At 59.1% G+C, this 25,120-nt stretch carries 22 protein-coding genes and 4 tRNA genes; 22 read left to right on the forward strand and 4 right to left on the reverse strand.

All coding sequences use genetic code 11. From position 1 onward, the window contains the following. Nucleotides 1–32 precede the first annotated feature (32 nt). From BLP82_RS09430 to BLP82_RS09490, 13 genes are all read left to right on the forward strand, one after another. Nucleotides 33–2,630 carry a FimV/HubP family polar landmark protein gene (locus tag BLP82_RS09430; RefSeq protein WP_092166941.1) on the forward strand — a complete coding sequence of 866 codons (2,598 nt, stop codon included), beginning with the start codon at nt 33–35 and terminating at the stop codon, nt 2,628–2,630. 296 nt (nt 2,631–2,926) lie between these two features. Next, nucleotides 2,927–3,751, forward strand: a complete 825-nt coding sequence (gene truA / locus BLP82_RS09435; RefSeq protein ID WP_092166943.1) for a tRNA pseudouridine(38-40) synthase TruA — start codon at nt 2,927–2,929, stop codon at nt 3,749–3,751. Nucleotides 3,752–3,814: 63 nt separating this feature from the next. Beyond that, nucleotides 3,815–4,438 (forward strand): phosphoribosylanthranilate isomerase, encoded by a 624-nt coding sequence (locus tag BLP82_RS09440; RefSeq protein ID WP_092166945.1) that lies wholly within the window; start codon nt 3,815–3,817, stop codon nt 4,436–4,438. A 265-nt stretch (nt 4,439–4,703) separates the two neighbouring features. Then, nucleotides 4,704–5,624, forward strand: a complete 921-nt coding sequence (gene accD, locus BLP82_RS09445; protein ID WP_072407026.1) for an acetyl-CoA carboxylase, carboxyltransferase subunit beta — start codon at nt 4,704–4,706, stop codon at nt 5,622–5,624. After that, nucleotides 5,621–6,928, forward strand: coding sequence for a bifunctional tetrahydrofolate synthase/dihydrofolate synthase (gene folC, locus BLP82_RS09450; protein WP_092166947.1), 1,308 nt, complete (start codon nt 5,621–5,623; stop codon nt 6,926–6,928). Before accD ends, folC begins: the two co-directional genes overlap by 4 nt. After that, nucleotides 6,912–7,583 carry an SPOR domain-containing protein gene (locus tag BLP82_RS09455; RefSeq protein WP_092166949.1) on the forward strand — a complete coding sequence of 224 codons (672 nt, stop codon included), beginning with the start codon at nt 6,912–6,914 and terminating at the stop codon, nt 7,581–7,583. Before folC ends, BLP82_RS09455 begins: the two co-directional genes overlap by 17 nt. Nucleotides 7,584–7,672: 89 nt before the next feature. After that, entirely contained in the window at nt 7,673–8,233 is a 561-nt protein-coding gene (locus BLP82_RS09460) for a CvpA family protein (RefSeq protein WP_030142022.1), read from the forward strand. Nucleotides 8,234–8,274: 41 nt separating this feature from the next. Further along, nucleotides 8,275–9,780, forward strand: coding sequence for an amidophosphoribosyltransferase (gene purF / locus BLP82_RS09465; protein ID WP_053123453.1), 1,506 nt, complete (start codon nt 8,275–8,277; stop codon nt 9,778–9,780). Nucleotides 9,781–9,835: 55 nt separating this feature from the next. Beyond that, nucleotides 9,836–11,047 (forward strand): O-succinylhomoserine sulfhydrylase, encoded by a 1,212-nt coding sequence (locus BLP82_RS09470; protein WP_092166951.1) that lies wholly within the window; start codon nt 9,836–9,838, stop codon nt 11,045–11,047. Then, nucleotides 11,044–11,817 carry an SDR family oxidoreductase gene (locus BLP82_RS09475; protein ID WP_092166953.1) on the forward strand — a complete coding sequence of 258 codons (774 nt, stop codon included), beginning with the start codon at nt 11,044–11,046 and terminating at the stop codon, nt 11,815–11,817. The genes BLP82_RS09470 and BLP82_RS09475 overlap by 4 nt, the downstream gene beginning before the upstream one ends. Before the next feature lie 168 nt (nt 11,818–11,985). Then, nucleotides 11,986–12,061 (forward strand) — tRNA-Val (locus BLP82_RS09480). 58 nt (nt 12,062–12,119) lie between these two features. Beyond that, nucleotides 12,120–12,196, forward strand: a tRNA-Asp gene (locus tag BLP82_RS09485). An 89-nt stretch (nt 12,197–12,285) separates the two neighbouring features. Further along, nucleotides 12,286–12,362 (forward strand) — tRNA-Asp (locus BLP82_RS09490). Between the two features lie 207 nt (nt 12,363–12,569). Here the strand turns inward: BLP82_RS09490 and BLP82_RS09495 are convergent. Then, complete coding sequence (locus tag BLP82_RS09495; protein WP_092166955.1) at nt 12,570–13,853, reverse strand: NAD(P)/FAD-dependent oxidoreductase; 1,284 nt, start codon at nt 13,851–13,853, stop codon at nt 12,570–12,572. 184 nt (nt 13,854–14,037) lie between these two features. Here BLP82_RS09495 and BLP82_RS09500 point away from each other — a divergent pair. From BLP82_RS09500 to BLP82_RS09535, 7 genes are all read left to right on the forward strand, one after another. After that, nucleotides 14,038–14,114, forward strand: a tRNA-Val gene (locus BLP82_RS09500). 235 nt (nt 14,115–14,349) lie between these two features. Beyond that, entirely contained in the window at nt 14,350–15,915 is a 1,566-nt protein-coding gene (locus BLP82_RS09505) for a methyl-accepting chemotaxis protein (protein ID WP_092166957.1), read from the forward strand. A gap of 223 nt (nt 15,916–16,138) precedes the next feature. Beyond that, nucleotides 16,139–16,783: a hypothetical protein gene (locus BLP82_RS09510; RefSeq protein WP_092166959.1), complete on the forward strand. Its 645-nt coding sequence runs from the start codon at nt 16,139–16,141 to the stop codon at nt 16,781–16,783. Nucleotides 16,784–16,833: 50 nt separating this feature from the next. Next, nucleotides 16,834–17,034, forward strand: coding sequence for a hypothetical protein (locus BLP82_RS09515; RefSeq protein ID WP_092166961.1), 201 nt, complete (start codon nt 16,834–16,836; stop codon nt 17,032–17,034). A gap of 32 nt (nt 17,035–17,066) precedes the next feature. Beyond that, nucleotides 17,067–17,351, forward strand: a complete 285-nt coding sequence (locus tag BLP82_RS09520) for a hypothetical protein (protein WP_092166964.1) — start codon at nt 17,067–17,069, stop codon at nt 17,349–17,351. 246 nt (nt 17,352–17,597) lie between these two features. After that, nucleotides 17,598–18,122: a hypothetical protein gene (locus BLP82_RS09525; protein WP_092166966.1), complete on the forward strand. Its 525-nt coding sequence runs from the start codon at nt 17,598–17,600 to the stop codon at nt 18,120–18,122. 773 nt (nt 18,123–18,895) lie between these two features. Continuing rightward, nucleotides 18,896–19,768, forward strand: coding sequence for a hypothetical protein (locus tag BLP82_RS09535; RefSeq protein ID WP_170842291.1), 873 nt, complete (start codon nt 18,896–18,898; stop codon nt 19,766–19,768). A 370-nt stretch (nt 19,769–20,138) separates the two neighbouring features. On the opposite strand, the gene BLP82_RS09545 is transcribed toward BLP82_RS09535, so the two are convergent. Then, nucleotides 20,139–20,477: a YceK/YidQ family lipoprotein gene (locus BLP82_RS09545; protein WP_092166974.1), complete on the reverse strand. Its 339-nt coding sequence runs from the start codon at nt 20,475–20,477 to the stop codon at nt 20,139–20,141. Between the two features lie 298 nt (nt 20,478–20,775). Here BLP82_RS09545 and BLP82_RS09550 point away from each other — a divergent pair, with 298 nt between their 5' ends. Beyond that, nucleotides 20,776–20,988 (forward strand): hypothetical protein, encoded by a 213-nt coding sequence (locus BLP82_RS09550; protein ID WP_092166977.1) that lies wholly within the window; start codon nt 20,776–20,778, stop codon nt 20,986–20,988. A 69-nt stretch (nt 20,989–21,057) separates the two neighbouring features. On the opposite strand, the gene BLP82_RS09555 is transcribed toward BLP82_RS09550, so the two are convergent. Continuing rightward, the gene (locus tag BLP82_RS09555; protein ID WP_092166980.1) at nt 21,058–23,385 is read right to left on the reverse strand and encodes a hypothetical protein; all 2,328 of its coding nucleotides are present in this window, start codon (nt 23,383–23,385) and stop codon (nt 21,058–21,060) included. A gap of 221 nt (nt 23,386–23,606) precedes the next feature. Next, nucleotides 23,607–24,491, reverse strand: coding sequence for a LysR substrate-binding domain-containing protein (locus BLP82_RS09560; RefSeq protein WP_092166982.1), 885 nt, complete (start codon nt 24,489–24,491; stop codon nt 23,607–23,609). Nucleotides 24,492–24,597: 106 nt separating this feature from the next. Between BLP82_RS09560 and BLP82_RS09565 the strand changes: the two genes are divergently transcribed. Then, nucleotides 24,598–25,047 carry a PACE efflux transporter gene (locus BLP82_RS09565; RefSeq protein WP_092166984.1) on the forward strand — a complete coding sequence of 150 codons (450 nt, stop codon included), beginning with the start codon at nt 24,598–24,600 and terminating at the stop codon, nt 25,045–25,047. The last annotated feature ends 73 nt before the right edge of the window (nt 25,048–25,120 follow it).

A 25,120-nucleotide genomic window follows, 5' to 3' on the forward strand; every position in this document is an offset into this window, starting at 1 on the left:
GGCCGAGGAATGTTCAAACAAAGGAAGAGGCTATGGTTCAAGTTCGCAAACTGGTGTTAGCAATAGCGGCCGCCTCGGCGCTGTCCTCCGGTATGGCGCAAGCGCTCGGGCTCGGGGAATTGACCCTGAAGTCGACGCCGAACCAGCCCCTGGTCGCCGAGATCGAGTTGCTCGACGTCCAGCAACTGACCGCCGCCGAAGTCGTGCCGAGCCTGGCCTCGCCCGACGATTTCGCCAAGGCCGGGGTCGACCGCCAGGCTTTTCTCAATGACTTGAGCTTCACCCCGGTGATCAACGCCAACGGCAAGAGTGTCCTGCGGGTCACGTCCAGCCGACCGCTGTCCGAGCCCATGGTCAAGTTCCTGGTGCAGGTGATGTGGCCCAACGGCCGCCTGCTGCGCGACTACAGCGTATTGCTCGATCCCTCCAAATTCTCGCCGCAGGCCGCCGACGCGGCCCGGGCAAAACCGCCCCAGGTCGTGGCCACGCCGGTCACCGGGGCCACCAAGCCTTCCCAATACACCACCACGCCGCGCGATACCCTGTGGGAAATCGCCGCCAAGGTGCGCAACGGTGGGTCGGTCCAGCAAACCATGCTGGCGATCCAGGCGTTGAACCCGAACGCGTTCATCAACGGCAACATCAACCTGCTCAAGACCGGCCAGGTGTTGCGCCTGCCGGATCCGGTGCAAAGCACGGCGTTGCCGCAACCCCAGGCCATCGCCGAAGTGGCTGCGCAGAACGCCGCCTGGCGCTCGGGGCGTCGCGGCGTGGCGGGTGCTGGCAAGCAACAGTTGGATGCCACCAAGCGTGGCCGTGGCGAAGGCGCACCGGCACAGGCGGCCGGGCGTGACAACTTGAGCCTGGTGTCGGCCGACTCGGCGAAAGCGGGCGGCAAGGGCAAGGGCGCTGCTGGCGATGCCCAGGCGCTGGCCAACAAACTTGCGGTTACCCAGGAAAGCCTCGATTCGGCTCGCCGGGACAACGAAGAGCTGAAAAGCCGCATGGCGGATCTGCAGAGCCAACTGGACAAACTGCAGCGCCTGATCGAGCTGAAGAACAATCAACTGGCCAAGATGCAGGCCGAAGGTGCCGCGGTTCCGCCGGTAGGCGAGGCACCCCCGGCAATGTCCGCAGAGCTGACCCCTGCGCCAGCGGCACAGGCCCCGACGACTGCGCCTGCACCTGCGCCAGAAGCGACCCCGGAAGCGGCGCCACCTGCCATACCGGTCGAGCCGACGCCTGCCGCGTCCAACGAGCAAAAATACAACGACCTGCTGACCAATCCGATCCTGTTGGGGTTGATTGGCGGTGGCGCGCTGCTTTTACTGTTGCTGCTGTTGTTGCTCGCCCGTCGACGCAAGGCCCAGCAGGAAGCGGAAAAACACTTGCGCATGGCCCGGGCCCTCGAGGAGGAGGCTGACTTCTCCCCGGAGTTCGATCTGCCCCCGAGCAGCTTCGAGGGCATTGATGTTCCACCGCCTAGCGTAAAGCTTGAGCCAAAACCCGCGCCGGCTCCTGCGCCAGCACCCAAGCCGGCCCCGGTGGTCGCGCCTGTGGTGGTCACGCCGCCTATCGCCGCGCCATTGGTGGCTCCGGCGGCCGATCGCTCCGACGACGTGCTGCCCCAGGCCCAGTCCCATATGGACCGCGGTCGCTTGAATCAGGCCGCTGACCTGCTCGAGCAGGGCATCAAGGCCGAACCCCAGCGCAGTGACCTGCGCCTGAAGTTGATGGAAGTTTACGGTCTGCAGGGCGACCGCGACGCCTTTGTGGCCCAGGAGCGCCAACTGGTGGCCAATGGCGACAACTTCGCCCAGGTCGAACAGCTGAAAAGCCGTTTCCCGGCCATGGTGGTCGCTACCGCCGCCGGCCTGGCCGCGGCGGCAGTGGCTGCAGAGCTGGACGCGCAGTACGTCAAGGACCTGCTGGAGGACAAATCGCCCACCGACGAGGAGCTGGACAGCGCCTTCGACCTGAGCCTGGACGACCTGGAGACTCCGGTCGCGTCAGCGCCGGAGCCTGTCGCCGAGCTGGACGCTTTCCCGGAAGACGACGACCTGAGTTTCGAGTCGGTGCTCAAGCAACAGACTGAAGCCAACGAGAGCTTGGACGACCTGTCGGAATTCGACCTGGACCTGGGTGCAGACGCGCCGACTCCGGTCCCGGCGCTCGATGATGAAGACTTCCTGCTGGACCTGGGTGACGATCTCAAGGGTCTGGACCTTCCAGCAGCTGAAACGCCGGCCCTGGACGATACGCCGGCCGACGATCTCGAACTGCCGGCAGATTTTGATCTGTCCCTTGCCGACGAGATGGATGCCCATGACCGGCCGAAGGATGCTTTTGAATCCGAGCTGGACGATGTGAACGCCGAACTGGATCGTCTGTCCGACAGCTTGGCCCAGCCGACCTTTACCGCTGAAGATGCCCTGGTTGGTGCTGAAGACGAGCCGGACTTCGACTTCCTCAGTGGTACCGACGAGGTGGCGACCAAGCTCGATCTGGCCCAGGCCTACATCGACATGGGCGACCACGACGGCGCCCGCGACATCCTAGGCGAAGTCCTCAGCGAAGGCGATGCGACTCAGAAGAGCGAAGCGCAGGAGATGTTGTCGCGTTTGGTGTGAGTCAGCAGATAGACAGAAACGGCAGCCGGTGAGGCTGCCGTTTTTGTTTACAGCGGGATTTTTGGTGTCTGGGCTGGCCTCATCGCGAGTAAGCTCAGCTCCCACAAGGGATAGCACCCAGATCTCTGTGGGAGCAGATCCCTGTGGGAGCCGAGCTTGCTCGCGATGGCGCCCGTCGATCCAACCCAGGACCACCCTTTGCACTGGCATCCCGCCCCGCCGGCCTTATAATGCCCGCCTTTGCGTACTCAGCAGGCTGTAATTCCTTGGCAAACATAGACAACCCGGCCGCCGAAATGGCGGCCGACGGCTTTTTCCGGATCGCCTTGGGCGTTGAATACAAAGGCTCGCGCTACCGTGGCTGGCAGCGCCAGGCGTCTGGTGTATTGACGGTGCAGGAAACCCTCGAAAACGCACTGTCCAAAGTCGCCGACTCGCCCGTGTCGCTGCATTGTGCCGGCCGGACCGATGCCGGCGTGCATGCCTGCGGCCAGGTGGTGCATTTCGACACTCAGGTCGAACGCTCGATGAAAGCCTGGGTCATGGGCGCCAACATCAACCTGCCCCATGACGTCAGCGTCAGTTGGGCCAAGGTGATGCCGGCGCATTTCCATGCCCGCTTCAAGGCCATCGCCCGGCGTTATCGCTACGTGATCTACAACGATCAGATCCGTCCGGCGCACCTGAACGAAGAAATCACCTGGAACCACCGCCCGCTGGACGTCGAGCGCATGGCCGAGGCCGCGCAATACCTGGTCGGCGTCCACGATTTCAGCGCTTTCCGTGCGGGCCAGTGCCAGGCCAAGTCGCCGATCAAGGAGCTGCATCACCTGCGCGTGACCCGTCACGGCAAAATGATCGTGCTCGACATCCGCGCCAGCGCCTTCCTGCATCACATGGTGCGCAACATTGCCGGCGTGCTGATGACCATTGGCGCCGGCGAGCGGCCGGTGGAGTGGGTCAAGGAGGTGCTCGACAGTCGCGTCCGCCGTTCCGGCGGCGTCACGGCGCATCCGTTTGGCCTGTACCTGGTGCAGGTGGAATATCGCGATGAATTCGAGCTGCCGGAGCGTTACATCGGGCCACATTTCCTCACCGGCTTCTCGGAACTCGACGGCTGACGCCCTTCGTAGCATTTGTTACCATCCGGGACTTTCACGGATTTGCCTGAGGTTTTAGCCGCCATGCCCGTCGTTCGCAGCAAGATTTGCGGGATCACCCGCGTCGAGGACGCGCTGGCGGCGGTCGAGGCCGGGGCCGATGCCATCGGGCTGGTGTTCTACGCCAAGAGTCCGCGGGCGGTGACGGTGCAGCAGGCGCGGGCGATCGTTCAGGCCTTGCCGCCGTTCGTGACACCCGTGGGGCTGTTCGTCAATGCCAGTCGTTGCGAGCTGGGCGAGATCCTCGATGCCGTGCCGCTGGGCTTGTTGCAGTTCCACGGCGACGAAACCCCGGTCGATTGCGAAGGCTGGCATCGTCCGTACATCAAGGCGTTGCGGGTCAAGGCCGGTGACGACATCGCCGTCGGTTGTGCAGCCTTTGCCGGTGCCAGCGGCATCTTGCTGGACACCTATGTGGAGGGCGTGCCCGGCGGTACCGGCGAAGCATTCGACTGGTCGCTGGTGCCACAAGACCTGGGCAAGCCGATCATCCTGGCCGGTGGCCTGACGGCGGAAAACGTCGCCGCGGCCATTCGCCAGGTTCGCCCCTACGCGGTGGATGTGAGCGGCGGGGTGGAGCAGGGCAAGGGCATCAAGGACCCGGCAAAGATTCGTGCGTTCATGGCTGCTGTTCGCAACAGCCAGTAGTCAATGTGACGGCTGGCAGACTGCCGCCGTCCATACCTGCACTGTACAAAGCAGGCAGGCACCGCCTCCGGGTGGGCCGATAGCGTAGGGGCAACCGCAGTGCAGCGGTTGCCGGGATGGCTGAGGGGATTGGGCTGCACGCAGGTCATGTTTCGCGCTGACCGTGGTGGCCGTTCGACCCTCGCCGCACAATGAATTTAGCTCAAGGGCATACGCGGGGCCGCGAACCAGAGCGTTCGGGCCGCCGGTACTGGAGAAAGAAAGCATGAGCAACTGGTTGGTAGACAAACTGATCCCTTCGATCATGCGTTCCGAGGTGAAGAAAAGCTCGGTGCCTGAAGGTCTGTGGCACAAATGTCCATCCTGCGAGGCGGTGCTGTACCGTCCCGAGCTGGAAAAGACCCTGGACGTTTGCCCCAAGTGCAACCACCACATGCGCATCGGCGCGCGTGCCCGTATCGATATATTCCTGGACGCAGAAGGCCGCGTGGAGCTGGGCGCCGACCTGGAGCCGGTGGACCGCCTGAAATTCCGCGACGGCAAGAAATACAAGGATCGCCTGACCGCTGCCCAGAAGCAGACCGGTGAAAAAGACGCCCTGGTGTCCATGAGCGGCACCTTGCTGGGCATGCCGGTGGTGGTCTCGGCCTTCGAATTCTCCTTCATGGGCGGTTCCATGGGCGCCATCGTCGGTGAGCGTTTCGTGCGCGCCGCCAACCATGCCCTGGAAAACCGTTGCCCGATGATCTGCTTCGCCGCTTCCGGCGGTGCGCGGATGCAGGAAGCCCTGATCTCCCTGATGCAGATGGCCAAGACCTCCGCGGTGCTGGCGCGTCTGCGTGAAGAAGGCATTCCGTTCATCTCGGTGCTGACCGACCCGGTCTACGGCGGTGTTTCCGCCAGCCTGGCGATGCTGGGTGACGTCATCGTCGGCGAGCCGAAAGCCCTGATCGGCTTCGCTGGCCCGCGTGTGATCGAGCAGACCGTGCGTGAAAAACTGCCGGAAGGCTTCCAGCGCAGCGAGTTCCTGCTGGAGCATGGCGCCATCGACATGATCATCCATCGCCAGGAGCTGCGTCCGCGCCTGGGCAATCTGCTGGCGCAACTGATGGGCTTGCCGACGCCGACATTCGTCGCCGCACCGGTCGAGCCGATCGTGGTCCCGCCAGTGCCTGCCGGGCTATGACCCAACGCACCCTGGGCGACTGGCTTGCCTACCTCGAGCAGTTGCATCCATCGGCCATCGACATGGGGCTGGAGCGCTCGCAAACGGTAGCGTCCCGGATGGGACTGGCCAAGCCGGCGCCCCGGGTCATCACTGTCACCGGCACCAATGGCAAGGGTTCCACCTGCGCCTTCCTGGCCTCGCTGCTGCGGGCCCAAGGGCTGAGCGTCGGTGTTTACAGCTCGCCGCACCTGCTGCGCTACAACGAGCGGGTGCAAGTGAATGGCGTCGAAGCCACTGACGCTCAGCTGTGCGAAGCCTTTGCCGCGGTGGAAGCCGGACGAGGCGATACAACCCTCACGTATTTCGAGATGGGCACCCTGGCGGCGTTCTGGTTGTTTGCCCGTGCCGGTCTCGATGCGGTTGTGTTGGAAGTCGGCCTGGGCGGGCGGCTGGATACGGTCAACCTGGTGGATGCCGACATTGCATTGGTCACCAGCATTGGCGTGGACCATGCCGATTACCTGGGTGATACCCGCGAATCCGTGGCCTTCGAGAAGGCCGGCATTTTCCGCCAGGGCGCGCCTGCGCTGTGTGGCGATCTCAATCCTCCCCAGCCATTGCTGGACAAGGTTCGCGAACTGAGCTGCCCGTTCTTTCTGCGTGGTCGGGATTTCGACCTGGCGATGACCGAGCAGCATTGGCAATGGCGCGGCAGTGACCTGCACGGCAATCCGGTTGAGTTGCGCGACCTGCCGCTGCTGGACCTGCCGATGGAAAACGCTGCGCTGGCGCTCCAGGCCTACTTGTTGCTGGGCTTGTCCTGGAAAGCCGCTCAAATCGTCCAGGCGTTGCAGGCGACCCGTGTGGTCGGTCGCCTCGACCGCCGTCAGTTTGACTGGCAAGGCAAGCGCCTGAACCTGTTGCTGGACGTCGGCCATAACCCCCACGCGGCGCAGTACCTGGCCGAGCGCCTGGCGCGGCGGCCCGTGGCAGGGCGGCGCCTGGCAGTGTTCGGGCTGCTGGCCGACAAGGATCTGGATGGCGTTGTCGAGGCGTTGGATGATAGTGTCCAGCACTGGGCGGTAACGCCGCTGGATTCGCCGCGCTCGCGTACGGCGGCTGAGCTGCAGGAGGCCTTGCAGCGTCACGGTGCTCCAGTGCAAGCCTATGCCAGTGTGGCTGCCGCCCTGGAAGGGCAGTGCGCCCTGGCGACGGCCGATGATGAAATCGTGCTGTTCGGATCATTTTTTTGTGTTGCCGAGGCCCTTCAATGGTTGGCCCGGCGCTCCACGGAGGAAGCTGCAGATGGCATTGCTGGATAAGGCGTACAAGCAGCGCATGGTCGGGGCCCTGGTGTTGGTGGCCCTGGCGGTGATTTTCCTGCCGATGCTGTTTTCCCGCCAGGACGAGCAGCGCCAGGTCACGGTCGACGCCCCAGCCGCGCCCCAGGCGCCTTCGGTGCCGCCGGTGCAGGTCGAGCCGGTGGCCGTGCCCGAGCCCCAGGCGTTGCCTCAGGAACCGGTGCCAAGCGACGAGGAACTGGCCGAGCAACCTGCTGCGCCCTCCGCGCCGATTGCACCGGCGCCTGCCACGCCGGCTCCCGCCGCACCGAGCAAACCGGCTGTCGCCCCCGTGCCTGTTCCGGCGGCGCCGGCGATCAAGCCGGCCCCGAGCCAGCCGATCACCGCCGCTCCGGCCAAGCCGGACACGACCCAGAGTCGTGTGGATGCCAATGGCCTGTCGGTCAGTTGGTCGGTGCAACTGGCCAGCCTGACCAGTCGCGAAAGTGCCGAGAACTTGCAGAAAACCTTGCGCAGCCAGGGCTATAACGCCTACATCCGTTCCGCCGATGGCAAGAATCGAGTGTTTGTCGGTCCGCTGATCGAGCGCGCCGAGGCCGACCGCCTGCGTGACCTGCTCAGCCGCCAGCAAAACCTCAAGGGGTTCGTCGTGCGCTTCCAGCCAGAGCGTGGTTGACGGCGATTTAGCTGATTTGAATGACGCAGCTTACCGACAGCCCTGGGCTCTGCTAAAATGCGCCGCCTTATCCGTCTGTAGGCTGCACCGTGCCATTTACCTGGGTTGACTGGGCGATCGTTGCGATCGTCGCCATCTCCGCATTGATCAGTCTGAGCCGCGGCTTCGTCAAGGAAGCCCTCTCGCTGCTGACCTGGATCATCGCGGGAGTCGTAGCCTGGATGTTTGGTGGCTCGCTGTCCCAGTACCTCGCCGGATACATCGAAACTCCCTCGGCCCGCGTGATCGCGGGCTGTGCCATCTTGTTTATCGCCACCTTGCTGGTTGGCGCAATGATCAATTATCTGATCGGCGAACTGATTCGCGTCACCGGGCTTTCCGGGACGGACCGGTTCCTGGGCATGGCCTTTGGCGCGGCGCGTGGCGCGTTGCTGGTGGTCGTGGCCGTCGGGCTCTTGAGCCTCGGGCCGGTGCAGCAGGATACGTGGTGGCAGGAGTCCCGGCTCGTGCCACAATTTCTATTGGTCGCAGACTGGTCCAAAAACCTGATCCTGGGTTGGAGCAGTCAGTGGCTTGCCAGCGGTATCAGCGTACCCGCTGAAATACCGTTCAAGGAACACCTCTTGCCGACGGCCAAAACGCCGCAGTGAGTGTTGTTCAGTTCAGATCCATTAAGTAGGGGTTGCGTCGCATGTGTGGCATCGTCGGTATCGTCGGTAAGTCGAACGTCAATCAGGCGCTGTATGACGCGCTAACCGTGCTCCAGCACCGCGGCCAGGACGCTGCCGGTATCGTGACCAGCCATGACGGCCGGTTATTCCTGCGCAAGGACAACGGCCTGGTGCGTGACGTGTTCCACCAGCGTCACATGCAGCGCCTGGTCGGTCACATGGGTATCGGCCACGTGCGCTACCCGACCGCGGGCAGCTCGACGTCGGCTGAAGCCCAGCCGTTCTACGTCAACTCGCCTTACGGCATCACCCTGGCGCACAACGGCAATCTGACCAACGTCGAGCAACTGGCCAAGGAGATCTACGAATCTGACTTGCGCCACGTCAACACCAGTTCCGACTCGGAAGTGATGCTCAACGTGTTTGCCCATGAGCTGGCCCAGCGTGGCAAGTTGCAGCCTACCGAAGAAGACGTGTTCGCCGCCGTGACCGACGTGCACAACCGTTGCGTGGGTGGCTACGCGGTGGTAGCGATGATCACCGGCTACGGCATCGTCGGTTTCCGCGATCCCCACGGCATCCGCCCGATCGTGTTCGGCCAGCGTCATACCGACGAAGGCGTCGAGTACATGATCGCTTCCGAAAGCGTGTCCCTGGACGTGCTGGGCTTCACCCTGATTCGCGACCTGGCTCCGGGCGAAGCGGTCTACATCACGGAAGACGGCAAGCTGCACACCCGTCAGTGCGCGACCAATCCGTCCCTGACCCCGTGCATCTTCGAACACGTCTACCTGGCGCGTCCGGACTCGATCATCGACGGTATCTCGGTCTACAAGGCGCGCCTGCGCATGGGCGAGAAGCTCGCCGACAAGATCCTGCGCGAGCGTCCGGAACACGACATCGACGTGGTCATCCCGATCCCGGACACCAGCCGCACCGCCGCACTGGAGCTGGCGAACCACCTGGGCGTCAAGTTCCGCGAAGGCTTCGTGAAGAACCGCTACATCGGCCGGACCTTCATCATGCCGGGCCAGGCCGCACGGAAAAAATCCGTACGCCAGAAGCTCAACGCCATCGAGCTGGAATTCCGCGGCAAGAACGTGATGCTGGTGGACGACTCCATCGTTCGTGGCACCACTTGCAAGCAGATCATCCAGATGGCCCGTGAAGCCGGCGCCAAGAACGTGTATTTCTGCTCCGCGGCCCCAGCCGTGCGCTACCCGAACGTCTACGGCATCGACATGCCGAGTGCCCATGAGCTGATCGCTCATAACCGCACCACCCAAGACGTGGCCGACCTGATTGGCGCCGACTGGCTGATCTACCAGGACCTGCCGGACCTGATCGAAGCGGTGGGCGGTGGCAAGATCAAGATCGAACAGTTCGATTGCGCGGTATTCGATGGCAAGTACGTCACCGGCGATATCGACGATGCGTACTTGAACAAGATCGAGAACGCGCGTAACGATGCGTCCAAGGCCAAGACCCAGGCGGTCAGTGCGATCATCGATCTGTACAACAACTGAGTACGAACCGGCCCCGAGGGGCCGGTTTGCGTTTAACCGATTAAGGAGTGGCAGCATGAGTCAGGATTGGGATGCCGGTCGGCTGGACAGCGACCTTGAAGGCGTAGCGTTCGATACCCTGGCGGTTCGCGCGGGTCAGCACCGTACACCGGAAGCCGAACATGGCGATCCGATGTTCTTTACCTCCAGTTACGTGTTTCGCACGGCCGCCGACGCTGCGGCGCGGTTTGCTGGCGAGGTCCCGGGCAACGTCTACTCGCGCTACACCAACCCGACCGTGCGGGCATTCGAGGAGCGCATCGCCGCCCTGGAAGGCGCCGAGCAAGCCGTAGCGACCGCCACCGGCATGGCCGCGATCATGGCCGTGGTGATGAGCCTGTGCAGCGCCGGCGACCATGTGCTGGTGTCGCGCAGCGTCTTCGGTTCGACCATCAGCCTGTTTGAAAAGTACTTCAAGCGTTTCGGCGTGGAAGTCGATTACGTGCCCCTGGCGGACCTGTCCGCTTGGGATGCGGCAATCAAGGCCAATACCAAGCTGCTCTTCGTCGAGTCGCCTTCCAACCCTCTGGCCGAACTGGTGGACATCGCCGCGCTGGCGGAAATCGCCCACGCCAAGGGCGCCATGCTGGTGGTCGATAACTGCTTCTGCACCCCGGCACTGCAACAACCGCTGAAGCTGGGCGCCGACGTGGTGGTGCATTCGGCGACCAAGTTCATCGATGGCCAGGGTCGTTGCATGGGCGGTGTGGTGGCTGGTCGTGGCGAGCAGATGAAGGAAGTCGTGGGCTTCCTGCGTACCGCCGGGCCGACCCTCAGCCCGTTCAATGCCTGGATCTTCCTCAAGGGCCTGGAAACCCTCGGCCTGCGCATGAAGGCCCATTGCGCCAACGCCCAGGCCCTGGCCGAGTGGCTGGAGCGGCAGGACGGTATCGAGAAAGTGCATTACGCCGGCCTCAAGAGCCATCCGCAACATGACCTGGCCTTGCGTCAGCAGCGCGGTTTCGGTGCGGTGGTGAGCTTCGAGGTCAAGGGAGGCAAGGAGGGCGCCTGGCGTTTCATCGATGCGACCCGATTGATTTCCATCACGGCCAACCTGGGTGACAGCAAAACCACCATCACCCACCCGAGCACCACGTCCCACGGGCGCCTGTCGCCTCAGGAACGCGAGTCGGCGGGTATTCGTGACAGCCTGATCCGCGTCGCGGTCGGCCTGGAAGACGTCGCGGACCTGCAAGCCGACCTGGCCCGCGGGTTGGCGGCCTTGTGATTGAGCTGGCTACGCCGCCGAGCGGTACTCATGGCCGGGTTGCACTGGTTACGGGCGCCGCGCGGGGCATCGGCCTGGGCATTGCTGCCTGGCTGATCTGTGAAGGCTGGCAGGTGGTGCTGACTGACCTGGACCGCGAGCGCGGGTCCAAGGTGGCGAAGACCTTGGGCGATCATGCCTGGTTCATCGCCATGGACGTGGCGGACGAGGCGCAGGTCGCCACCGGTATCGCCGAGGTGCTCGGGCAGTTCGGGCGGCTCGACGCGCTGGTGTGCAACGCGGCTATCGCCGATCCGCACAACATCACCCTGGAGAGCCTCGACCTGGCTTACTGGAATCGGGTCCTGGCGGTGAACCTGGGCGGGCCGATGCTGCTGGCCAAGCACTGCGCGCCGTATCTGCGCGCTCACAACGGAGCTATCGTCAACCTGGCCTCGACCCGGGCCGCGCAATCGGAGCCAGACACCGAAGCCTATGCGGCGAGCAAGGGTGGCCTGCTGGCCCTGACCCATGCCCTGGCAATCAGCTTGGGGCCGGAGATCCGGGTCAACGCCGTCAGCCCTGGCTGGATCGACGCGCGGGATCCGTCCCAGCGTCGCGCAGAGCCGTTGACGGATGCCGATCATGCCCAGCATCCTGCGGGGAGGGTCGGCACGGTAGAGGACGTGGCGGCGATGGTGGCGTGGCTGTTGTCGCGCAATGCCGGTTTTGTCACGGGGCAGGAGTTCGTGGTGGACGGTGGCATGACCAAGAAAATGATTTATGAATGAACAGCCGCTACAAGTCGCGAGCTGCAAGCTGCAAGCGATTATGTGGTGTTGGCGCTTTTGACTTGCAGCTTGAAGCTTGCGGCTCGAGGCTGTTTTTGAAAAAAATTCAACCCTGCTATTGACTTAGCTTCGGCACCTGCGTAAATTTCGCGGCCTCAACGAAGCAAAGGGTGATTAGCTCAGCTGGGAGAGCGTCTGCCTTACAAGCAGAATGTCGGCGGTTCGATCCCGTCATCACCCACCATGTTTTACGAGAGTTTTGCGAAAGCAAAACGGAAGCTGTCAAAAGCCTCCACCGACGCGCAGCGGTAGTTCAGTCGGTTAGAATACCGGCCTGTCACGCCGGGGGTCGCGGGTTCGAGTCCCGTCCGCTGCGCCATATTTTCCGAAGCAGGTTCGCCTGGTTCGAGATTGAAGCCCAAGGGTTTTGATCAGACGAGTTAACTGGACGCAAGTCCATAGCGATACGCAGCGGTAGTTCAGTCGGTTAGAATACCGGCCTGTCACGCCGGGGGTCGCGGGTTCGAGTCCCGTCCGCTGCGCCATATCTGCTTCGAGGCCCACTGAACGCCTTGAAGCTACGAAGAAAGCTGCAAAGCTACTTCTAGTCGATAGCAAAGACCCTGGTCGAAAGACCGGGGTTTTTTGTTTTCGGAATAACGATCTTGGAACAAGTCCGTGGCGAGGGGGCTTGCTGTGGCGAGGGGATTTATCCCCGCAGGGCTGCGAAGCAGCCCTTGTTGTTGGCTGCTTCAGAACCCCAATTTATCCCGCAACCCATAATACCAAGCCCCCATCGCCGCAAACGGCGTGCGCAATAGCTGCCCACCAGGGAAGGGGTAGTGCGGCAGGTCCGCAAACGCATCAAAACGCTCAGCCTGGCCACGCAGCGCCTCGGCCAGGACCTTGCCCGCCAGGTGTGTGTACGTCACGCCATGGCCGCTGCAGCCCTGGGAATAATAAATGTTATCCCCCAGTCGCCCTACCTGGGGAAGACGCGAAAGTGTCAGCAGGAAATTTCCGGTCCAGGCGTAATCGATCTTCACGTCCTTGAGCTGCGGGAATGCCTTGAGCATCTTCGGCCGAATGATCGCCTCGATGTTCGCCGGATCCCTCGCGCCATAAACCACGCCGCCCCCGAAGATCAGGCGCTTGTCGCCCGTCAGCCGGTAGTAGTCGAGCAAGTAGTTGCAGTCTTCGACGCAATAATCCTGAGGCAGCAGGCTATGAGCCAACTCATCGCCCAATGGCTCGGTGGCGATCACCTGGGTACCGCAAGGCATGGACTTGGCTGCCAGCTCCGGCACCAGATTGCCCAGGTAGGCATTGCCCGCCACGATAATGAACTTGGCCCTGACCTTGCCTTGTGGCGTATGCACAACCGGGCTGGCGCCACGCTCGATACGCACCGCCGGCGATTGCTCATGAATCACCCCGCCCAGGGACTCCACGGCCGCTGCTTCGCCCAGGGCCAGGTTGAGCGGGTGAATATGCCCACCGCTCATGTCCAGCATACCGCCCACATACTCCTCGCAAGCCACCACCTCGCGAATACGCCGCTGATCCAGCAGCTCCAGCTGGGTATGACCGAAACGCTCCCATAAACGCTTCTGCGACTCCAGGTGGCCCATTTGTTTAGCGGTGAGGGCGGCGAACACACCGCCGTCCTTCAAATCACATTGAATCTGATACTTCGCCACCCGCTCACGAATGATCCGCCCACCCTCAAACGCCATATTGCCCAGCAACTGCGCCTGCTGAGGACCGACGCTGCGCTCGATCACGTCGATGTCGCGGCTATAACTGTTGACGATCTGCCCGCCGTTACGACCTGAAGCCCCAAAGCCCACCTTCGCCGCCTCAAGGACCGTGACCTTGAAACCGTTCTCCAGCAAAAACAGCGCAGAGGATAGACCGGTGTAACCAGCGCCGATCACGCAAACATCCGTCTCGACGTCATCCTGCAGGGCAGGGCGCGGAGGAACGGGGTTGGCCGACGCGGCGTAATAAGACTCTGGATACGGTGTGTTCGCCATTCTGGAACCTCTGTTTTATATTTTTTACGAATGCAGCGATCCTACCCGAGATAAAAATCGGCCGCCAGCCACCCCTTGAATCTTCGTCGTATTGGTGAAATTAAATATTTTGCATATTCATAGGGTTAGGTGAAAAAAAGGTATTGACACCCCTTTGGAATTCCGTAGAATGCCGCCTCACAGCAGGCACGTAGCTCAGTTGGTTAGAGCACCACCTTGACATGGTGGGGGTCGTTGGTTCGAGTCCAATCGCGCCTACCAAACAAAATCCGCTCTGCTGGGCGGTCTAGAAGGGGTTACCGGAAACGGTAGCCCCTTTTTGCGTTCTGCCATTTGCAAAACTTTTGCAAAACCCCCACCTCAGAACGCCAGTTCGGCGCACACCTCGATTGCTGGGTGTGTTGTCAGCCAGCGGCGCAATGATTTTTCTCATAAGTAAATTCAGTTTATTCACTTATTGGCCGATGGCTTCTTAAGGAATCAAGGAATCATCGGAATGAGAAATAATCAGCCGGTAACACAGCGTGAGATTTCACTCGCGCCTCAGCAGAAGCTCATCTCGACGACAAACGTTCGGGGGGTTATTACGTACTGCAATGATGCCTTTGTAGAGATCAGCGGTTTTGAGAGAGCCGATCTGATTGGTGCTCCGCAAAATATCGTCCGTCATCCTGACGTTCCCCCTGCCGTTTTCGCCCACATGTGGGCGGCTCTCAAGCAGGGCCGGCCATGGATGGGTATCGTTAAGAACCGCTCCAGAAATGGCGATCACTATTGGGTCAACGCCTACGTCACACCAATATTTGAAGGCAGCCAGGTGGTAGGCTTCGAATCGGTTCGAGTAAAACCGACAGCTGATCAGATACGCCGCGCGGAATCCCTCTATAAACGCATCAGTCAGGGAAAGCCGGAAACCCCTCGTCGAGACCGCTGGCTGCCCGCTCTAATGGGTTGTTTGCCGTATGTCGCCATAGGTTTGACTGGCTCCTCGTTAGGATTGTTCTTCAGCGCATCTGTGGCGATAGCCCTGACCATAGCCATAGCAGTGCCGGTGGGATTGCTCTCTTCACACTGGCAGAGCCGAGGCATTCTGCGTCTGTTGCAGATGGCTGAACCCTCTACCTCTGATTCACTCATCGCTCAGATGTATAGCGATGCGAGCGGACCACAAGCCCGTTTAGAAGCAGCCTTCGTCAGCCAGACTTCGCGCCTGAAGACTTGCCTGACTCGACTGCAAGACACCGCCGAACAACTTAGTGCGCTAGCCGAGCAATCCGACGTGCTCGCCACTGACAGCTCTAAAGGTTTGGACCGCCAGCGCCTAGAAACCGAGCAGGTCTCCGCCGCGGTCAACCAAATGGCTGCGACCACCCAGGAAGTTGCGAGCCATGTTCAAAGGACGGCCGACGCCACGCAACAAGCGAACCTCCTTACCGGTCGAGGCCGTGAAGTCGCTCGGGATACCCGTGTGGCTATTGAGCGCCTCTCTACCGTTGTAGGCGAAACAAGTTTGACAGTTGCCCAGTTGGCCAAGGACAGCAGCGAAATCAGTACGGTTGTCGATGTGATCAAAGGCATTGCCGATCAGACCAATCTGCTCGCACTCAATGCCGCGATCGAAGCAGCGCGTGCTGGCGACATGGGGCGAGGGTTCGCTGTAGTGGCTGATGAGGTTCGTCAATTAGCCCAGCGCACTGCGCAATCAACAACCCAGATTCATGACCTGATCACCAAGCTCCAGACGTCATCCAACAATGCAGTGGAGAAAATGGAAAGCGGTCACCGTCAAGCACAGGAAGGCGTTTCTTGGGTACTTGAGGCGGACAAGGCTTTACAAGGCATCAGCGAGGCCGTCTCCCACATCACCGACATGACCACACAGATTGCTGCCGCCACTGAGGAGCAAACAGCCGTCGCCGAAGAGATTAGTCGTAACATCACAACGATCGCTCACCTGGCCGACCAAACTTCTGAACAAGCAAACCAATCGGCAAATCTGAACAAGGAGTTGACCAAGACAGCGTCAACGCAATATTCGCTTGTCGAGCGCTTTAATCGCTAGCTGGCGTACTTTCGTGAGTAGCCCGTCCATGGCGGGCCTTGAGTTCAAGTGCCTGGCAGGGCGCCCCTGACGTTTGCTGCGACCACACCAAAGCTGTTTGACTCCCGGTGAGCCAACAAGCCATCATCTATTCATCCTGTCATTCCTGTGCACTGGAGTGCACAAAAAGCCCGGCCATAGTGTCGGGTTTTTTTGGATTTATCGAGTGCATAAGGACATGGTCATGCGGGTTGTCGCTTTCGTAACTTTTTTTGCTGCAGCCCTTACTGGTTGCTCTGGGATACCTTCAGTTCCATACGAAGAGCCTGCTCAATCCGAGGGATTGGCGCGTGTTCGCGTTATCACCAATTCCAGTGTGTATGGCGATAGCATCGTGGGCGGTTGCGCTCCTGCTACCCGTCATAAGATGGCTGAAGCCGGACGTTTCGGGCGGGACGGGACGGCGAACATCAACTATCCGCAGCACCCCCTGAAGTCGACGACCATTGACATGCCGAAAAGAGTTTCGCCCACTCTTACTCAGTACATTCCTGCTATTCGGATGGGCGAAGGGATGTATAAAGAGGTCGTAACCGAGTATCGCGTCAGGGCTGATTTGCCATTCCAGATTGCGACCCTGGGCGCGACCATCGGTAGCTATGGCAGCACTTACTCATCCTGCGGTGGCCAGGCGCTCGTTTACACGCTGGAACCAGGAAAAGACTACGAAGCTTTGGCAGGGGTGGGTAGCATGCCAAACAATGAAGGCGGGCAAGCGCTTCTTTGCATATTGGGGGTTTTCGAACTCGCCACTTTACCTGGCACGCCACTTGTAATTCCCAAAAAGCTGACGCCTGCTGCGCCTCCGCAGGTGGTCTGCAAGAACTAACAAGCACAGCCCGCCATTGACCGGGTTTTGCCTCTAATCAGAAGAACCGCATGACGAAACAGTCAGCAGACTCCAAAACGGCAACTGCGGCTGATATCGAGAGATCGATCCTGGCCCTCAATAAAATGGCTGAGCGTCTTTGGGGAGATGGTCGTGAAGCTGAAGCAAAAGCGCTTCTAGACGCCTTGGATGCGTTAAATCGCGCGCTCGATCGCATCAGGATCGGGGAGAGCCGCAGGGTTCTTCATTGAAACGAGTCCGCTACCTAAGATAAGGATGTCTCATGTACAAAATGGCAATGACGTTTTTGGCGGCGGTCACACTGGCTGGCTGCGCCTATCAGAAATCCCAATACGTTCTCGATGTCGAAAATGCACCCATTCCAACCGAACCGGCAGCAGTGGCCACTGAGTGCGCGCGCATTTACAGTGAAATCGACCAAAACAACCAAGCCATGGCTCGCAGCTACCAAGACGACAGCTTCACCATGAAAGCTCAGCACGAAAAGGACGCACGTAACGAGGCGCTGTCTATCAGGCGATTCAAGATTGGTTGCCCTCAGCGTTGATAGATGGGGCCTGCTGTGCTTAGGAGGTGTCGATGGGGTTGCTCGATTTCTTGTCCGCGCTTTTTGACGGGCTCGGTGAGATCCAGCCATACGAAAGGCCCCGAAGGGTTTTCACAAGAAGATTCGTTGCTTTCTGTGTGTTGGTCGCTGTGTTCGAGTTAATAGCACTGAACGAGTTCTATGGCGTTCGTGGATAAGGCTGGTGAGTGAATGGCTGCGTGCCCAGGCTGCGATAGAAGATTACGGATGACATCACTTGGCTCCAACGAGGTTTTCATCATCCGGCCGCAGATCGGCATCGGTCGTTTGCTCTTTGTCCCACTGCTTCGCCAGGCACCCTGGGGCATCACGGCAGTCTTCTGTATCAGCTTATCGACCGGGCTGTCGTTACCTGGGAGGCAATGGCCGGGTATCATCCTCGCAAGCCTTGTTGTGATGTGGTGGGTATATCGATTGGGCAGAGATATCAGCGAGCGTGCTTCACTGACTGTGGGATCGTCTGGTGTGGCTTTCCTCGGATGGTATCGGCTAACGAAACGTACACCGCTGCGAATAGTGCTCAAGCCCGACGGCCACGCTGCTGTTTTTCGCTCGTCCTACAGCAATTACATCGAGTATGAAAACGGGCGCTTGTTAATCGCTCGCCGTGTCGTTGGAAAAAAAGTCAATCAACAGAAACAGCTCGCCTGCGAACTCGCCGCGTTTCTGGGCGTATTTGCATACGTCGATGATGGCTCTGGACGACTGAAGAGGTTAGCCGGCCAACGGTGAGGTTCTCAGCGCAACCAAGCAAACGAAGCCCTGCTCAAGGCACATACCTACGCATTGCGGGCCAAGTCTTATAAGTTAGCGCCCTGTGAGTGATAACCTGCGAGCTCTTCTATGAGGATGCGGTTATGAAAAGCTGTTCGAGGACGCTCGGAGCTAATCTCGCTAACAGTATAGTGATCCCCGCCGCTTGGGTATCGGGGCTTGCGACGATAGGACTCTTGTGGGGTGTGGTACGGTTTTGGCCCGATCAGCTTACAGTCGAAGGACGTCAGCTCTTCGTCGCTTCCTGTTCTATTTTTTGCCTCGCCATAGGGTACTTGATATGGCGCAAGAGACGAGCAAAAGCACTTGTCGCATCCATCAACCTGAAAGAAGGTCTGAGCCTTGACGATACTCAACTGCTCGGCTATCCAAGCCCCCTATTTTTTGTCTTTGACCTTTCCAACAAGAAACTCGCTCAATGCCAAAGCGTCACCGGCGACTATCAAATTCGAGACTTCACGTGGGTAACAGGCTGGCAGTTTGAGTGGCTACGGATTGACAGCCGGGTGTCGGGCGGGGTTATGCAAGTAGTCGATGGGGCAGGCATGAGCGTTCCAGTCGATGAGCTTCGGCGTAGATTCATAAAATTCTCACTGGTTTTGACGGTTGCCGATACAAGTCATCCTCCCTTCCGTTTTCCAATGAACCGGAGCGCAGCTGAAGGGTGGTGTACCCGGTGCAATGTGCTTTTCAAGTGCTAACACGAAGCGAATGGGCAACGGGGAGCGCTAATGCCGTACAACTATACGAACGGCCGCTACCTGGTCTTCAAAGGCAGAGGCAGCGATGGGGCGCCCTTGGGCCGGATTCATCAGGACGGAAAAGTTCGAAATCTTCTGGGTGAGCCGCTGTATTACGTAGACATGGACGAACATGCGTTCTGTTCGGTCGATTTTATCTTTCAGGGCAATATACAAAAATGTCGCGACACGTTTTACGTGCTCAGCGACAAAACGCTTTTCACATTTTCCGAGATGAAAGTTAAGCCACTGGGAAACGAGACCGAGGAGCAGGCGCTTCACAGGGAGTTCAAAAGGAGGGCGCTTAGTTTGGCAGGGCTGATCGTCCAGGCGAAAAATGAGATGGTGCAGGCACGCTTGGATATAGCCTGGTCCAATTTAAACCCTTTGCGCCGTTTCCGTGCCTTCTTTACTGGCCGAGCCCGCAGGGAGCGAGCATCGCTAGGGTGGCGTTACAGTGGGTTGGATCATGAGTTCAAATCGAAGGCTTTCCCCATCCCCTCATCTTCACTCGCGGCAATGGTCTTGCGGGCTGCGGATGAAAGGGAGACGCGGGCAGACCACGACTATGAGACGGTCCGATTACACGTGAACTCAAATCGCGGTCTGTCCCCAGCTTTCTGGTTTCCGCCGATCGAGGTGGGTTGTATAGCGGCACTTACAGCAAGTCCTCGTCGTCGCTCACGCTGGGAAAGCATCCAATCAATTTATACCCCGCGTTTTTGCCCGGACACTCGCCAAATTGGTCGGAACTTATATGAGAAAAATAATTTTGGCATTCTCGCTGGTCACACTGGCAGCCTGCATGCCTTATCGATCGGTGACTTCGCCAGATCCAAATTGGATGCGTTGGGGTGGAGATGAGCCTGAAGGCTATCCAAGGACGTTTGTTGAAAACCTGAGCGGCAATTGCGCTCTGGTTACCGAGTCATGGTCTGATGGAAGAGTCAACGGTAGTCTTCTGTGGACCAAGAAGCAGTCTCGAAAGGCCGTTACTTGTCCATAAGTACCTGTATAAGCGCTGATTTCGTGAGTGGGAAGGGGACAGATTTTTTTCTGCATTGGACACTTTTATGAAAGCCGGAGCCAGGTAAGCCCGGGACGATTAAGTGCTTACGAGAAACAGTCCTCTATTCAGGAGGCGTCGGATGTCCCCTAACGTTGTTGCTGGCACTGTTCGGACTCGGGGTCGGATATGGATAGGCCGATGCTGTGCGATATCTGTCAAGGACAGCTATTCAACAATCGCCTTTTTGATATCCCCGTGCTTGTTTTGCAAGTAAATCGTGTAGGGCAAAACAAGCGTGTCAGCGAGCCCGGACAGCCCCATATCCAACGCAATTAGCGATGCAGAGGGCTGTCCGTCGAAGCCGGTGCTTTGACGAGGTGCAGCATCAAGCGTGCAGTAATCAAAAACAGCACCGCTATAGATTCTTGGCACCGAGTCGCAGTGCGAGTTCCAGCGGGCCAGCTTGTTGCTTGCGATGATGTCGTCGCGGAAGGTGGTATTGATGGTTCCACAGCCCGAAACTGACGTGGCTACGAGAAGCGCCCAAGCGGTTCTGAAATTCATCAGATTGGCTCCTTGCCAAAAAAACGAAGATTAGCCGAAGCCGTGACATTGCGCTTCAAGACGGCGCTTACTGGCATGTCCCCGGCTTCACACAGTGGTTACATCCGGTGCAAGCGGTCTCGATGATCATCAATCGATTCCTGCCCAGTGATTAGAGAGTTCCGCAGGCAGTGAGCATCGCCTCGTAATGAATTTACCGGCGGTCCGACCCTTTGGAATTACTGCCGCCCCGGGGGACTCCATTTATCGAGGAATATGTATTTCTCAATAGCGGTGAGCACCGCCCGAGGTAAATGGAATGACGTCGTTCGAAGAATTCAGGGCCACATCCCATGAGCTTCTCAAAGAGCTGGATGCCGCAACGATAAAAATGATGATGCTGGTTTCTGCGAAAGAGGTCTCCGGTCCTTCTTGGGAGGATGCCACCCAGCGCCATCATGACGCTGTGGATGCTTGGCATTCCTTTCTCAATATTCCTACGAATTTCGCGGCGGATCCGCCTCTTTCTTAGGTGAACTCGAAATTGTGGTCCGTCATCCACTTTTCGGAGAGCCGCTCAGGCGCGATGCAGCGCCGAGCGTCATCCGAGACGCAGATACCTGAACCAGACAGGGCCCGATACCGCGAGTGTGGTCTCTGCGGTGCGGTGCAAAATACCCAAGCCCGGCTCATCGTCTTCATGAAAGCCGGCAAAGACCGTACGTTGTCCCACGGCAGGCATAAGCAACTCCACTTCGGTTGCAGTCGAGTTACTGGTGTATCCCATGACTAATCTGACTTTTTGCCCTTCACGTGGGGAATGAGGTAGCTCCAGGTTTCCCGGCTTCCCATGCAAGTCTTCGCCGAGAGACCAGCGTTTTCTGGTGCCATTGACGAAGAACTTTGGGCGCTCCAGCAGGGCGCCCAGTAGGGTGGCAAGCCTGTCCTGCACCGCCACCCTGAATGTGCAATCTATTAAACGTATATCGCCATTCTGGCTGGCAGTGAGCAAGTCTCGATCATCATAGGTATCAACGATAACGGAGCCATACGCTTGGAGCAGGACTGGCGCAATGGGAGGTCGAGTGCCTAGGCAGTCGATCCTTGAGACGCAACCGCCTGTCATCGTGTATTCGCCTGGCGCTTGAGGCTTGAAGGCGATACCGTCTTCCTGAGCAAAACCACGACAGTTTCTTATGGAGGCTATCACTCGAAAATTCGCGTTATTGCCCTGTGTAGCAATGGCCTCACCCACCATGTTTTCCAGGTCGAGTTTGAGTGCGAACAGGCTTTCTTTTGAGGGGAGTCTGTCATCGAGATTTACATCCACGTTCAGGCCGGAGCCATGGGCATTGTGGACGGTGAGCTCCTCGCATACTGCAATGGACGCGTCGGCGAATTGAATTTTACCGGGCCTGACCCAGAGCCGTTGCGGCACATTCAATTGGGATCGATATTCAAGTCCATCGACAACGATCCTGCGCCAAAATCGATACTCGATTGGGGTCCCGGCGGGTTTTGCCGTGCCAGAGCTTTGTGTATGCAGAAGAAGCTCCAGATCGCCGACACCTTTATTGCTGATGATCGTGATGTCACGCATCAGGAGGTCGCCATCGCAGAACCCTCCCGTATCACCTCTTCCTTTCACAAACCCGTCGCTGCGGCTTGCCATATTACGGGCATGGAAGGTCACCGTATCGAGATCTAAAGTGCCGAGTGCCGTCACAAGAATCCCGCTATGTCCTACCACCATGTTGCGCAATCGCAACCATTCCATGAATGGTTGATGGAAATCCACACGGCTGAGCACGCCGTCTCGCAGGGTGACCCGTTGGCAAAGATTGTTACCGGTCGCGCCCCATCCTTCACCGTCGGCATGGGGCGTTATTTCTATGTCGTAGCAGGTATTGAGTTGGAAGTTATAAGCATAGTTGAAATTTTCGTTCCGGATCGCCCACTGCATCTCCGTGCGAGCCCTCACCTGACAGCATTCAGCAAAATAAACATAGGTTGGGTTGCGTGGCGTATAGATATTTTCATCCTGGATGAAGCGCACATCCAGATCGAGCAAGCTGGTGCTGACACGCACGTATTCGTTTGATTCAGCGTTGTTGCGGATGTCCAGCGTTAATCCCTTGACCGTGCGTCGTCGATCTTCCATTCGAAATACTTTCACAGAGGATACGTTAACGCCGGCCAGGGAATACCTTAGCGGCGAGGACACAACGCCATCCTTGTAGACTCTGTTTAGCTCGATCCTTTTTTTTGCCTCCGAGCGGTAGGTGTAAAAATCCTGTTCGGTATAGATGATGACAAAACTGTCGCTGACTTCCGGACGGCCGAACCAGCCCGAGAATCGTGACGAGCCTACATCGAGATCCTGAGAGCTCATCAAAAGCCTGACCACGGCAGAGTCTGGCCCGTAGGTCTCTGCGCTGTTTTTTCTGCCAAAGACAAAGCGCCCGGACCAAGCCGAACAGTCGAATACGGCGCCAGAGAAATCGCAATCGGTGGTGAGTTCAATGAGGCCGTTACCGAGGAGTTTGAACCGGCCCCTTGCAACCAGCGTCGCTTGCGCCTCGTTGGCCGCCCTTGCTGCTTTCTGCAAAGCGGGCACGCTATCTTCGTTGCCCAAGGGGTCTGCACCGAATGCCGCCAATGACATTCGCTCCGACGCGTCGGCAAGTACGCGAAGTTTCAGGCCTCCGGCAGTCACCAGATGAGGTTCGGCCGTTTCTGCCATGACTTCATACCGGAAGCCTTGCGCTAGAAGAGAGTCTCCTGCCGATATTGTCGAGTCATTCAATTCGACATCTTCCAGCATTTCGGAGACCGAACTAAACAACGCGCCGATGCGTGCAGACAGGTGGCGCACGAGTTTGGCTTCGGTAATTGAGTTGTCAGGTAATTCTTCAAGTTTAAAGTTCATGGTTCTATTTCCTACGTAATAAGTACCGAGGTACTACCTTAGGAATGAAATTGAATGCGGGGGTGCACCAGATTTTATGCAGTCAGTTTTCAGCAGGCGAGTTGAGTAAGTAACTGCTTATGTAACCTGTGATATGTTCGAGTGATAACTGTCAGGTATGGCAGAAGCGACAAGCGGTCAGTTGGCTGTGGTTGCTGCGGGTGAAGTCAAGAACACCTGATTCAACCGATACTTCGCCCCAGCACCCACTGACTAAAAGCCCGCACTTCCACCTGCCGCTCCCTTCCCGGCACGCACACCACCGTATACCGCGCACCCGCCAAGCGAACCTCGGGGCGATAATCAACCAGCTCCCCACGCGCAACCGCCTCAGCAACCAGCACATTGCTGGCGAGCACCAACCCGTGCCCGGCGATCGCCGCTTGCAGGGCATGCTGTTCTTCGTCATAGCGCCGCAAACGCGCGCGCTCCAGCCAGCCGAGGGTACCGGCCTTGGCGCACCATGCAGGCCAGTCGATTGCGACGTTTGCGCTGCTCAGCCATGGCACGTCGATCAGTTCAACAGGCGAGCCCGCCGCGGGTGGTTGCCAACCGGGGCGGCAATAAACGCCAAAATACTCATCCAATAAAGGCTGTTCGTACAGCTGTGGATCCGGCCTGAACAGGGCACGGATCGCCAGGTCGATGCTGGCGTCTCGTCGCAGATCCACCACGTCGTTGCTGCTGTGCAGCCTGACGTCGATTTCCGGGTGCAACCGATGAAAGTCCCCGAGCCGAGGTATCAGCCACAGGCTGGCGAACGCCGGCGTTGTGCTCACCACCAGGGATTGCGCGGTACACGATGGCGACAGTATCTGCAGGCCCTGCTGGATATCGAGCAGGGCGCGGTGCATATAAGGGTGAAGGCGCTCGCCGTCGGCGCTCAGGCGCACGTTTTGGCTGGAGCGATCGAACAGGCGCACGCCAAGGAAGGCTTCAAGGCTTTTGACTTGGTGGGAGATCGCCGCCGGGCTGACGTTCAGTTCCTGAGCCGCCGCCTTGAAGCTGCCCAGCCGTGCGGCGGACTCGAAGCCGCGCAAGGCGGTGAGGGGCAGTTTGGCGAACATGGGCGGGTAGGTTACTCAGGTTGAGCGTGGCTCAATTTAGCTCAATTGTGCGCGGGTGCTCAACTTGCCAGGCTGGGGGCTTCCAACTCGGCTCAGGAGCCCACCGATGCAAGGCACTCCCCGTAAAATCCTCCAGGCCATCCTCTACGAAGCCGGCGGTGTGCTGTTCGTGGCCCCGGCGCTCGCGCTGACCTACGAACAAGGGATGGGGTATTCAACCCTGCTGTCGCTGGTGATTTCTGCCGTTGCACTGGCCTGGAACATGCTTTTCAACGGCCTGTTCGAGTGGTGGGAGCGCCGCCAACCCAGCCGCCGTCGCAACTGGAAGCGACGACTGCTTCACTCCCTCGGATTTGAAGGCGGCTTGACGTTGATCCTCACTCCGGTGATTGGCGCATGGTTGGGCATCAGCCTGTGGCTGGCGCTGGTGACCAACCTGGGGTTGTTCGTATTTTTCTTTTTTTACGCGCTGGTTTTTCAATGGGTGTTCGATCGAGTGTTCGATGTTCCGCTTTCGGCGCAGACTGCAGCCAATGCCATGACTGGGCAGGACTGATTTGAGGTCTGTAGGCTTGGCTATCCAAATTCCCACGACTCAGAAACAACAAGCCCGCACACGCATGACGAGG

This window comes from Pseudomonas sp. NFACC37-1 (assembly GCF_900101575.1).
In the GTDB taxonomy this organism is placed as follows: Bacteria; Pseudomonadota; Gammaproteobacteria; order Pseudomonadales; family Pseudomonadaceae; genus Aquipseudomonas; species Aquipseudomonas fluorescens_AA.